This window comes from Litorivivens lipolytica (assembly GCF_014191715.1).
In the GTDB taxonomy this organism is placed as follows: domain Bacteria; phylum Pseudomonadota; class Gammaproteobacteria; order Pseudomonadales; family Spongiibacteraceae; genus Litorivivens; species Litorivivens lipolytica.
On the sequence record NZ_JACHWY010000002.1, the window covers coordinates 417,200 to 429,930 of the forward strand.

The 12,731-nt window shown below is 51.9% G+C and carries 9 protein-coding genes; 8 read left to right on the plus strand and 1 reads right to left on the minus strand.

The window, feature by feature from the left end; translation table 11 throughout:
• Positions 1–143 precede the first annotated feature (143 nt).
• Positions 144–2,234, plus strand: a complete 2,091-nt coding sequence (gene fusA / locus FHR99_RS10315) for an elongation factor G (protein WP_183410571.1) — start codon at positions 144–146, stop codon at positions 2,232–2,234.
• A gap of 66 nt (positions 2,235–2,300) precedes the next feature.
• Here the strand turns inward: fusA and FHR99_RS10320 are convergent, their stop codons facing one another.
• Positions 2,301–3,416 carry a DUF1214 domain-containing protein gene (locus FHR99_RS10320; RefSeq protein ID WP_183410572.1) on the minus strand — a complete coding sequence of 372 codons (1,116 nt, stop codon included), beginning with the start codon at positions 3,414–3,416 and terminating at the stop codon, positions 2,301–2,303.
• Positions 3,417–3,709: 293 nt separating this feature from the next.
• On the opposite strand from FHR99_RS10320, the gene FHR99_RS10325 reads away from it, so the two are divergent.
• The 7 genes from FHR99_RS10325 to FHR99_RS10355 all read left to right on the plus strand — a co-directional run bounded on the left by FHR99_RS10325 (position 3,710) and on the right by FHR99_RS10355 (position 12,707).
• Entirely contained in the window at positions 3,710–5,404 is a 1,695-nt protein-coding gene (locus FHR99_RS10325) for a glucosamine inositolphosphorylceramide transferase family protein (protein ID WP_183410573.1), read from the plus strand.
• 173 nt (positions 5,405–5,577) lie between these two features.
• On the plus strand, positions 5,578–7,536 hold the full coding sequence (locus FHR99_RS16590) for an SGNH hydrolase domain-containing protein (RefSeq protein WP_183410574.1): 1,959 nt from the start codon (positions 5,578–5,580) through the stop codon (positions 7,534–7,536).
• A gap of 349 nt (positions 7,537–7,885) precedes the next feature.
• Complete coding sequence (nusG, locus tag FHR99_RS10335; RefSeq protein ID WP_183410575.1) at positions 7,886–8,443, plus strand: transcription termination/antitermination protein NusG; 558 nt, start codon at positions 7,886–7,888, stop codon at positions 8,441–8,443.
• Positions 8,440–9,627 carry a porin family protein gene (locus FHR99_RS10340; RefSeq protein ID WP_183410576.1) on the plus strand — a complete coding sequence of 396 codons (1,188 nt, stop codon included), beginning with the start codon at positions 8,440–8,442 and terminating at the stop codon, positions 9,625–9,627. The genes nusG and FHR99_RS10340 overlap by 4 nt, the downstream gene beginning before the upstream one ends.
• A 94-nt stretch (positions 9,628–9,721) precedes the next feature.
• A complete protein-coding gene (locus tag FHR99_RS10345) occupies positions 9,722–10,318 on the plus strand; it encodes a polysaccharide biosynthesis/export family protein (protein ID WP_183410577.1) in 597 nt (198 codons plus the stop codon).
• Positions 10,319–10,372: 54 nt separating this feature from the next.
• A complete protein-coding gene (locus FHR99_RS10350; RefSeq protein ID WP_183410578.1) occupies positions 10,373–11,881 on the plus strand; it encodes a GumC family protein in 1,509 nt (502 codons plus the stop codon).
• 88 nt (positions 11,882–11,969) lie between these two features.
• Complete coding sequence (locus FHR99_RS10355) at positions 11,970–12,707, plus strand: CpsD/CapB family tyrosine-protein kinase (RefSeq protein ID WP_183410579.1); 738 nt, start codon at positions 11,970–11,972, stop codon at positions 12,705–12,707.
• Positions 12,708–12,731 lie beyond the last annotated feature (24 nt).

Here is a 12,731-nt window from a genome sequence, read left to right on the forward strand (position 1 = left end):
GCCCTTTTGGGACCCAAAATCCCGGTTTCTGGCCATTTTCGACCGAAATCGGGGGGAATTTAAAAAATAAACGAGAAATTTTTGCTCACTTCCAGTATCGTAGGCGCCCATTTTTAACCCAGTTTACTTTTCAAGAGAGCGCCGTGACTGACTTATCCTTTTACCGCAACATCGGTATTTTCGCCCACGTAGATGCCGGAAAAACCACCACGACTGAGCGTATCCTCAAGCTCACCGGTAAAATCCACAAGATCGGTGAGGTTCACGAAGGTGAGTCTACGACTGACTTCATGGAGCAGGAAGCTGAGCGTGGTATTACCATCCAGTCTGCTGCCGTTACCTGTGAATGGAACGGTCACCGTCTGAACGTCATCGACACCCCCGGGCACGTTGACTTCACTGTAGAAGTTTATCGCTCGCTGAAAGTGCTGGACGGCGGTATCGGCGTATTCTGTGGTTCCGGCGGCGTTGAGCCCCAGTCTGAAACCAACTGGCGCTACGCGAATGACTCCAAAGTTTCTCGTCTGATCTTCGTGAACAAGCTGGACCGTATCGGTGCTGACTTCCTGCGCGTTACTGACCAGGTTAAGAAAGTACTGGGTGCCACCCCGCTGATCATGACCCTGCCGATTGGCCGCGAAGACACTTTCAAAGGTGTTGTCGACCTGCTGACGCGTAAAGCCTACGTGTGGGACGACTCTGGCCAGCCCGAGAACTACACCGTTGAAGACGTGCCTGCCGATATGGTCGACGACGTTGAAATGTACCGCGAGCAGCTGATCGAAAATGCGGTTGAGCAAGACGACGATGTGATGATGGCTTACATGGAAGGTGAAGAGCCCTCCCTGGAAGACATCAAGCGCTGCATCCGTAAAGGTACGCTGGAACTGGCTTTCTTCCCGACCTACTGTGGTTCTGCGTTCAAGAACAAGGGCATGCAGCTGCTGCTGGACGCGGTTGTTGACTACCTGCCGTCTCCGACCGAAGTTAACCCGCAGCCGCTGACTGACGAAGAGGGTAACCCGACTGGCGAGCACGCCATCGTTTCTGCGGACGAGCCTTTCCGCGCTCTGGCGTTTAAGATCATGGACGACCGTTTCGGCGCCCTGACCTTCGTTCGTATCTACTCCGGTAAGCTGAACAAGGGTGACACCATCCTGAACTCCTTCACCGGCAAGACCGAGCGTGTTGGCCGTATGTGTGAGATGCAGGCGGACGAGCGCAACGAACTGACACACGCGCAAGCGGGTGACATCATTGCGATCATCGGTATGAAGAACGTACAGACCGGTCACACCCTGTGTGACGTGGACCACCCCTGTACGCTGGAAGCGATGGTCTTCCCTGATCCGGTTATCTCTATCGCGGTGACTCCGAAAGACAAAGGTTCAACCGAGAAAATGGGTATCGCCATCGGTAAGATGGTTGCAGAAGATCCCTCATTCCGCGTTGAAACCGACGAAGACTCCGGTGAAACCATCCTGAAAGGTATGGGTGAACTGCACCTGGATATCAAAGTCGACATCCTCAAACGTACCTACGGTGTTGAGCTGGAAGTTGGCCAGCCTCAGGTTGCCTACCGCGAGACCATCACCCAGAAGATCGAAGACAGCTACACCCACAAGAAACAGTCTGGTGGTTCTGGTCAGTTTGGTAAGATCGACTACACCATCGAGCCCGGCGAGCCCGGCACTGGCTTCGAGTTCAGCTCCACGGTTGTGGGCGGTAACGTACCGAAGGAATTCTTCCCGGCTATCGAGAAGGGCTTCAAGTCCATGATGGAAACTGGCCCGCTGGCTGGCTTCCCTGTGTTGGACGTGAAAGTTAACCTGCACGACGGTGCGTACCACGCGGTTGACTCCTCGGCAGTGGCCTTCGAAATCGCCGCTAAGGGCGCTTTCCGTCAGTCCATGCCGAAAGCTGGCGCCCAACTGCTGGAGCCGGTCATGAAGGTTGACGTATTCAGCCCCGAAGACAACGTCGGTGACGTTATCGGTGACCTGAACCGTCGTCGCGGTATGATCTCTGGTCAGGAGCCCGGTGCAACTGGCGTTCGTATCAAGGCGTCCGTACCGCTGTCTGAAATGTTCGGTTATATCAGCAGCCTGCGTACCATGACCTCCGGTCGCGGCCAGTTCTCCATGGAGTTCTCGCACTACGCTCCGTGTCCTGCCAACGTGGCGGAAGAAGTCATTGCGAAAGAGAAAGAGAAGCGCGCGGCGAAAGCCAAGTAAGCTCTCTGCTCAAAAAAACACAAGCCCCGTCAGCGATGCTGGCGGGGCTTTTTTTATGCCTTTGAATCAGCGGAGCGAAGCCAGCTCTACCACCTCAGCCTGTGGGGTTTCCACCTCACCTTCTACCAGAAAGAAGCGCCAGAACATCAAACCCAGCACTCGCCCCTCGGTATCGATCCAATTCGGCAAGCCCGGATCTTCATGGGCGAGAATCATTTTAAAGCTGCCATCCGGCTCCAACTGGGTTTGCGCCCGGTTCAGCGATACCGTGCGATTGCAGTAGTCATAGGTCTGCTGGTGGCGTGTCCACAAATCGAGGCTGCCAAAACGGCAGATGGGCCAGCGTCCGGTAATCACCAGCGCCTGATGGGGCTCAAGGTAGTAGGGCGCCATTGAGTAATGCGCATCAAAGGCCGACAGACCGAAATCACCCGGCACCACCGGCTTGGGAAATTGATTGGGCGTCAATGCCACGAACGCTGGTTGTTTCTCTACGTTTGCCATGGGCGGCATACCCAGCGTGCGGCTGCGTACAAACCCGGCAACGCGCTTTATGCCCTCAGCAATGGACTGGTCGTTGGGAACGGCTGGCGCACGCTCGGGATTGATGGCGTCAATATACAGTGCCGGTTCTAACGCCGGGTCTCCCGCACCGCACTGTTTGTGTTCGAAGTAATGGCGCGTGGTGATACGGGAAGCTCCCTCGGGTAGCGGCAGCCAGTTGCGTTCGGCGGGCTCGCCGCCCAATCGCAGCTCGAACCAGCCGTTAGCATCGACATCAAATTGGGTGTCGTTAATGACACCGGCGGTCTTCGACGCCATACTGCCGTCTTCTGTACCCATTTCCACAGTAATCGAAACGTAGACAGCCCCATTGATCTGACCACGCACCCGGTACTCATAATCGGCGCTAACCGGCGCATCAAAATAGATGGCGTCGCCATTGTCGCCGGTAAATTTGCGCCAGGGCGTCACAATGCGTCGGAACTGCGGGTAGGCCACATCGTTTTCAAACATGGTGGCCAGGCCGCCTTCAAGCACATGCATCAGCGAGCGATGCGCAGCCGCAACATCTTCGGGCGAGTGCAGGTTCCATTCCGGGCCGGCCCAGCGCTCGTCGATCTCTTCCAGTAGGTTAATCAAATCCCGCAGTGCCGAGCGGCTGGCAGTTTGCACAGTCATTGCAAATATCCTTTTTGATTATGGTTGGTACAATTTACCGTATGGTATACGCTTATTGGGCCTCGGGCGCAATACTTCAGCGAAAATACGGATCTGTAGGCGGGAGAGTTCAATATCAGTCATCGCGCGGGCCCAACGCTAGCAGCCCCGCTGCGGCCTGTCGTCTGCCATTGTGGCAAATGCCGAGGAGAGGAATATACTCAAACAACGTAGGCCTGCTGCTGGCCTGCAATCAGTACCCGATTGCTTCAGCCTCGATAACCGATAAATGATGACGTTAATGGGTTGGTGATATGGAAAAAAGAAAAATAAAAGTCGGGTTATTGCTGGATACTTTCGAAGTGCCAGCGTGGGCAGCGAGACTGATCGAAAATATCGCTGCCAGTGATTTTGCTGAAATTACACTGGTCGTTCTAAATGACAACACAGAAGAAGTACCCGCACCTAACAAAGCACTTGTCAGCAAACTCATCAATAATCGCGACCGCCTGGGATCGGTCGTCGTTAGAAAGCTGCTGGAAACAGCCTATTCAGCGCTAATTGAGCGCAATACCTACTTGCCCGATGCGAACCAGCCAATTAATTGCGAGTCCCTGATAAAGCATTGTCCCGTGATCAAGGCGAAAACACGTCGCACAACATGGTGCGACTATTTTTATGAGGATGACATCGAGGCAATAAGAAACCTTGCCCCCGACCTGCTTTTCCGATGTGGATTCCGAATTCTGAAGGGCGACATCCTGAGCTGCGCCAAATACGGCGTCTGGTCATTTCATCATGGCGACAACCTGACCAATCGGGGCGGGCCTGCGGGCTTTTGGGAATCCATGGAAAGCTGGCCGGAGACAGGCTCGATTCTGCAAATACTGACAGAAGATATCGATAACGGTGCAGTTTTGTACCGATCGCACTCGTGCACCAACACAATGTCGGTGCACGACAACGTCAACAATTACTACTGGAAATCCCTGTCGTTTATGCAGCGTAAGATACGCGAGCTCTATGACAGGGGAGAAAGCGAGTTTTTTTCAGACGTTGCCTTTAATAACAGACACCCGGTCTTCTACTCGGAACGCCTGTACAGACGCCCGACAAACCGCGAGCTCGCAAGACTGACTGTCAATAAAATCATCGAAAAAACAAAGCTCTTATATACAAACGCCTTCTTTCTCGATCAATGGATACTGCTGTTTCACCTGAAAAATGAATTCTCATCCTCACTGTGGCGCTACCAAAAAATCATTCCCCCGAAAGACCGCTTCTGGGCTGACCCGCACGTGATCAGGAGGCATAACAAATATTACATTTTCATCGAAGAGTACCTTTATTCAACGCAAAAGGGGCATATCGCGGTCATGGAGATGGATGATGACGGATGCTACAGCGAGCCCGCCCCCATCCTTGAAGCTCCCTATCACCTCTCCTATCCCTTTGTTTTTGAGCACCACAATGAGCTTTACATGATTCCCGAGTCCGCCGAGAACAGAACCATCGAGCTCTACAAATGTGTTGAATTCCCTAGCAAGTGGGAATTCCAGATGAACCTAATGGAAGATGTTGAAGCCGTAGATACCACTATTTATTTCCAGAACAACAGATTCTGGATGTTTACCAACTTGGCTGAGAATGTCGGTGCGTCGACCTGGGATGAACTGTTTCTATTTTACTCAAACACCTTTCCTTCCAGAAACTGGACACCCCACCCGCAGAATCCGGTTGTCTCTGACTGCAAGTCAGCTCGGCCCGCTGGAAAGCTATTTCTTGAGAATGGCCGGTTGTACCGGCCGTCCCAGAACTGCTCACACCACTACGGTTACGGCTTCAATCTCAACGAGATAACCAGGCTCGACGACAAGGCTTATGCAGAAAATGTCGTCTCGCGGGTTAAACCTCATTGGGATCAACAAATTCGGGGTTGCCACACTTTTAACCGCGAACACTCACTGCACATCATCGATGCCATCTACAGGCGCCGAAAATACCTTTAACGCTTCCTCAACACCAGCGATCACCACAATTCAGGTTTTTACCAGCAACAATTAGTATTTTTCCCTGTCGAGTCCCGCCGGGCAGGGTCCTACCATGGTGGAAAATCAGTCTCTTACTTTAAAGAGCGACAGGCAGCGCAGGTTTTTCGCGAGCCACGCAGGAAAAGCCATACGTGAAATACAGAGCTGAGGTAGACGGACTCCGGGCTTTGGCGGTTGTCCCGGTTATACTATTCCACGCTGGCTTTGAGCCTTTCAGCGGCGGCTATGTCGGTGTCGACGTCTTTTTCGTTATCAGTGGTTACCTCATTACCACTATCCTGATTGACGATATAGAAAACAACCGCTTTAGCGTTATCAATTTCTATGAGAGACGCGCTAGAAGGATCGTTCCGGCGCTCGCCTTTGTCATGCTGTGCTGCGTACCCTTTGCTTGGATGTGGATGCTGCCTCACCAGCTCAAGGACTTTTCCCAAAGCTTTATAGCCGTCACCTTATTCTCGTCGAACGTTCTGTTTTGGTTGGAAAGCGACTATTTCGATGCCGCATCCGAAGAAAAACCACTGTTGCATACTTGGAGCTTGGCGGTTGAGGAGCAGTACTACGTCCTATTCCCTATCTTCCTGTTTTTATGCTGGAAAACAGGAAAGAACCGCACCTTTTGGATAATCGTTGTCATCGCCGCCATGAGCTTTCTGCTCAGCGAGTGGAGTTCCCGAAACCATCCCGCCGCTAATTTCTACCTTGCTCCGACCAGAGCCTGGGAGCTTTTTGCCGGATCCATCACAGCCTTTATTGCGCAAAGGCACGGCGTACGGACTAACAACCTACTCTCCAGTATCGGGATGGCGGCCATCGTCACCGCTATCTTTGCCTACGATCATACAACACCGTTCCCGGGTGTCTACGCGCTGCTACCGGTTCTTGGTACGGTATTGGTGATACTGTTCGCGACCCGGCACACCCTGGTCGGGGCCGTTCTCAACATTCGCATCGTGGTCGGAATCGGCTTGATAAGTTACAGCGCCTATCTCTGGCATCAGCCGCTTCTTGCATTTGCACGAATCAGATCCATCGAGCTACCAAGCCAAACTCTGATGACAGTGTTAGCTGCGCTGTCACTGGTTCTCGCGTCGTTCAGCTACCGCTATGTTGAACAGCCTTTTAGAAACAAACGCACTTGCTCCCGCTCCTTCATTTTTTCCTCGTCAGCTGCAGTGGCCGTGCTATGCCTTGGGCTGGGCGCAAGCGGATATTTTACCAAGGGACTACCCACGCGATTCCAGCAGGAGCTTTTTGTTAATTGGGAAGACACCGACCGCTGTACCAAACAGGGGGTCAGATCCGAGACCGAGCTCGCAGAGATCACCGGCGACTGCTTTCCCTCAACAGTTGACAAAAAATACATTTTGATCGGCGACTCACATGCAGAAACTGTGAGCAAGCCCCTGCGTAGAGTGATCGAGGCGAATAACGGCGCGCTCATTACCTTGATCGATAAAGGTTGCCTGCCCATCCCCGGCACATCAAGATACCCGATCCAGAAAAACTGCATCTTTGCCAAAGACTTGTTCTGGCGAATCGCAAACCAGACCGACGCGACCGTCATTTTGTCGGCGCGCTGGCGCCTCTATTTCGAAGGCACCCGCTACAACAACGGCGAGGGCGGCGTCGAATACGGCGACAACTGGGCGAACTACGTTTTCGACAACACGGCGCGGGATATCTACCAGTACACGCGCGACGAACTGATTGATCTCGCCCTGAAAAACCCCGTAGTTATCCTGTCACAGATACCCGAAACCGGCTGGAAAGTTCCGGAAGTGGTAGCCAAGTACCGCAAATACAGAAATGAGAACAGTGTTACCGTGAGCACCAGCTATGAGATTTACCTTGAAAAAAACAGACAGGTCAATCGCTGGCTCAGAGAATTAGAATCCCATGAGACGATTTCAGTATTGCGCACCGAAGATATCGTGTGTGACTTCAGTACAATGCGCTGCGCCAACGCCAGAAACGGAGTATCCCTTTACCGGGACAACAACCATCCAAGTCCACGATACGCGGCGATGATTGCGCAGAAATTCAAGGATTTGTATCTTCATAAGAATAGCGCCGTTGACACGCTATAGTGTGACGCGCTTTGAACCAGCCTGTCTTTCCTGACGAACAGATTCCGCTGACCCCCCACCCGATAACACAGCCCGACGAAGGTGTATCAGGGAATTACCTAGGCAGCTTTCAGGCTTTCCCCTGATCGCGACAACTCGGTATGTAACTTATTCTCTAAATCTCGGGGGGAATCGGTTAACTACTAACCAGGAAGATTTCCAGAAAGCGCCGCCACGCAAGGACGCGACAACAGACAATACCAAGGCGCAGAGCACAAACCCAAACCCAAACCATAGACTAGCCGAAGCCAAAAATGGCCGAAGGGGCGAAGCTTTGCCGGTAACTAATCATCGAGACAGCAACTTCTACTTGGACGACAGCAAAACTGCACTTTCTGAACTGGGTGAAAACGAAGCTGCTTGGCACGTCGTCTGGACCCGCAGCAACTGTGAGCACTTGGTGTCCGACCTGCTGGAAGCAAAAGGCTACGAGGTCTTCCTTCCACTCATTGAAGAATGGCGAATGCCAACCAAAACCAATTCCGGTCGGCCTGTAGGGCTGGCATCCAACCCCATGTTCAAGGGCTACCTTTTCGTCAAACACTGCATAGACAGAGAGGCGTTTTTGGATATTTCCAACACCAGAGGCGTTGCCCACCTGCTGGGTTCTCGCTGGAATGCCTTGGCGCGCGTGCCCGAGGAGGAAATACAGTCCATAAAATGCCTGATGAACAGCCAACTGCCGCTAATGCCACACCCCTACCTTGAAAAAGGTGACAAAGTGTTGATTACCCGCGGAATGCTTGCCAACACCAACGGCATTTTAACTGAGAAATCCAATGAAAAAGGAATTTTCGTTGTCTCCATCTCGTTGCTCAAAAGTAGTGTTGCTGTCAGTGTTGACTACAACGATTTGATACCCGTATGACGCTGACAAAGAAGACAAAATCGTCCTCGGCAACGCGTCGCGCAGGTATCGCAATGGTGCTCGCAGCAATAGACCTACCTATGCTCGCTTGGGCTGACGGAGGCTACTATCTTGAACCCTCCCTGTCTGTCTACACGATCTACGACGACAATATCTTCTATACATTTACTGACGAGGAATCCTCGCACATTGCGCGTTATAGCCCCTCCTTGGGTTTGGGTTATGAGCAGTCAATACTGAACTGGAATGTCGTCTACCGTATCGATTTGGAAGATTATATAGATAACGACAACATCAGTGACGGCGTTATAAGGCGGTTCGCCGACACGTCTCTGCATTATCAACCAATCCCCCGGTTAATATTGAGCGGCGACGTCAGGTATACCAAGACAGATACACCTGCCGATTTGACGCTAGTGCCTGGCGGATCGGTGAGAGGTTCCCTGCAGGAGCGGACCAATGTCAAGCGAATCTCCTTCAACCCTTCGGTGACCTACCGACTTTCACCTACGGCCACTGGAATCCTGTCCTACATCCGCACCGAAGATAGCATCTCCAGCCTGCTTGAGACCGATATCCGGCGCATGGCAATCGAAATGCAGCATGCAATCACATCCAAAACGTCTATCTTGTACGGCTACTTTGAACGCGAGGTTCGCTACGATGAATCTCCATCTTCCTCGAGTAGTGCGGACAATGCATCGAGCGAAAGTTCTGGTACTACCTGGGTCGGCCTCTCACGTGATTTGACACCGACTATCGTCGCGAGCGTGCGCGGCGGGAGCAGATCCGCGAATGGTAGAAGCAGCCCCTACTGGACGCTTAGCATTGAGAAAGACTATCGCCGGGGAGAAGCCGTGCTAGCTTTTGAGCGTAATGAAACTACCGCCCCCGGAACTACCGACAGTCAGGAATTTGAGACTGTAAATGCAACGATTGTGCATAAGTATGGATTGAACTGGGTCACCACGATCACACCGAGTTACGCGAAAATCACTCAGCGTTCGGGATCGCAGAAAATCTACCGTCTGGCGATAAGTTCTAACTACCGGTTTAACGAGTTCTGGTCACTGACCGCGTCCTACGAACGCAATCACCAGCCTATTGAATTCTCGGAAGCCGATGACGAATCCATTGATCGAAATGTCGCGCTTATTGGCATCACTTACATTTATCCGAAGTGAGCATAACGTGCGTAGCTTGATATCGTGAAAAGTCGAGCTGATCTCACGCACGCCGAATTGGAAGATGCAAATGCCTTCGTTTCGCGGGGCTGCCATGAAAATTAATACTGTATCGATAGCGCTCATTATTCTAGCTATCGCGTTCTCGGGTTGCTCGACCACAAACACCACTAAGGCCTCAAGTAACAACCAAGCCATAGCCGACCGTTATCACATCGGTGCCTCTGACGTGCTGACAATAAACGTTTGGAACCGTTCCAATCTTGATCGCAGTGTCACAGTCAGGCCGGACGGGAAGATATCCTTTCCTCTGGTCGGTGATATCTACGTCGCCGGCCTGCAACCGACGGAGCTCCAATTAGCTCTGGAGGAAGCGCTACGTAAATACATGAAAGTTATTCCCGGGGAGGTTTCCGTCACCGTGGACGAAGTCCATAGCTATAAGGTGTCGGTTCTCGGTGAAGTACGTGCGCCCGGGCGATTCGAGTTCCAAACTCAGGTGTCGATTCTGGAAGCACTCGCGCAGGCCGGCGGTCTGACTGAATTTGCGACCCGCGACCGGATTCTGATTATACGAAACTATCTGGGAAACAAAGAGGATATTGTCTTCGATTACCAGAAGGCGGCAAAGCTAAGGGGAGGCAGCGATCCCTTAATGCTGCTGCCGGGCGACGTGGTACTTGTGCCCTGAAAGACCGATTAGGCACTGGTTCGGCACTAGCGATAATTTGACTGAGACTCGATCATGACCGCGAACGAAGACTCGCTTTTTGAAACACTGCTAGATCAATGGAAGCGGCAGAAGTGTCTTATTGCAGCTGTATTCATCCTTATTGTGTCTGTTTTTGGGAGTTTGATAGTGACCCTGCCGTCATTGTATCGCTCTTCTACGACCATTCTGTTTGGTGAAGGAAATATCGCAACATCGATGGTGAAGAGCGGGGCGGGCAATGAACTCGAAATGCGACTTGGCGTTATTCAGCAAGCAGTATTGAGCCGGTCTCAGCTGCAGGAAATCATTACTAAGTTTGACCTGTACTCTCCATGGCGAGGAAAGGCCTCACCAGAGCTGCTAATCGAGCGCATGAGAAAGGATATAAAAATACAGAAAAGAACCTCTACCCAACCGCAGTGGGGCCAGAACTCTACCTATGCCATCACTATAACCTACCAGGGCTGGGACGCTGACGTCGTCGCGGCAGTAACCAATGATCTCGCCGACAGATTCCGATCCGAAAACGAGCGTATCCGCATCAGTCAGGCATCAAACACTGCAGCGTTTATTCGCCAGGAACTCGAAGCCGCCAGAAACGAATTTATCAACCAGGAACTGCGAATAAACGCCTTTAGAAATGATCATATTGGCAAGCTTCCCGAGCAGCAGCAAATGAACTTGGCGACGCTGGAACGACTGAATGCAGACCTTAGGCTGAACCGAGAGCGGCAATTGCAGATGCTGAAAGAGCGCTCGGTACTGGTAGCAAGCGATTCAAGCAGTGTCGATATCTCTGGACCATTGAGGCTTCAGAAACTCAAGGCCGAGCTTGCCAACCTGCGAACCAGCTACAAGGAGACCTACCCCGGTATACTTCGGCTTAAAAATGAGATTCATTCTCTGAGTATCGAACTCGGTATTGATCCAGATGCGAGTTATATTGACAAGAACGAAGCCAACGCCATCGATAAGACCGACCTCGAGCTTAACACCTTGCGTCAGGAAGAGCGTAGGCTCAACGACACCATACAAGCCACGATGCGCCGGATAGAGAGCGCTCCGAAGATCGATCAGCAACTCAAGCAGTTCGCCTACGACTACGAAATAGCCAAAGAACGCTATCTGTCTTTGCAAAAGAAACACCAGGAGGCCCAGTTGGCTGAATCGCTGGAGGCTGAGCAGAACCAGCAAATACGAGTTGTAGACGCAGCGATTCCAGCTGCATTCCCCGCCGCACCCAACAAGGCAGCACTGTTACTTATAACTTTGATTGTAGGCCTTGCAGTCGCGGGAAACGCCGCATTTATGTCAGATCAGGCTGATCGAAGCTTCCACTCGACTGCCTCGATCCGTCAGTTTACGAATGTTCCGCTGCTGGCGAGTATTAATACGATCCCGGCACGAGTCGATCATATCGAAGCGTCGGCCCGCAATTCGGTAGCTGCAGTGAGCTTTCTAGCTGTGGTCGTAATACTGTCGGTCGTAGCTTACGAGGCCGGGAAAGGGGCACAAAATCTCGTCTGGATACTGGCTGGTTAGCCTGCTTTTGATTAGAGCGGAGAGACACAACCTCCGTGTCCAATGACTCTAGCTTGCCCTTATGGGCCAGATAATTTTGGAACCTACTATGACCCCAGTACAGTATTTGGAAGGGAAACTAAAAACTGCGCGAGAGTTTAGCGAGTTAGAAAGCCTCGTACCTAGTTGTGAGTCACCTCAGATTGATCCACGTTTGGTCTGTCTATTGCGACCCAACTCTGAGTTATCTGAAACCTATTCTCGCCTTCGTTTAGCGCTGGAGAATAGCTTCACAGAACAGGAGGGTGCGGTACTGGGCATAACCAGCGCCTCAGCCCATGACGGTAAAACTCTTACGGCAATCAACGTTGCCAGCGCTCTCGCCAGTGGGCCTGACAATCGCGTGCTATTGGTAGATTTGGTGCTAAGGCCTGCCTCCAGACGGGTGGCCGATTACCTCAACTTCAACAACAATGACGCATCCGGCATAACCGAATGGCTGGATAACTCGGAACTCTCGTATGTTGAGCCCCAGCTTCGTTACCTCAGGCCATACAATCTGCATATTTTGACCGCGGGGAAAGCTGCTAAGGCGCCTTATGAAGTCCTTAAATCAAAACGGCTGATGCGATTTTTCGAAACTGCCCGTAAACGCTTTGACTTTATCATCGTAGACACCCCAAAGGTCCTCAACCTACCCGATACGGAGTTGATATCTCGGCTGCTGGATAAGTTTGTTCTGGTGGTCCGCGCGAATAAAACCAAACGCCGGGAGCTTGAAGAGACTTTGAGTCTGATGTCACCGGACAAAGTTGCCGGGCTAGTATTCAACGACAACGGCCGATAGCAGATAAAAGCGACCTACCGATAA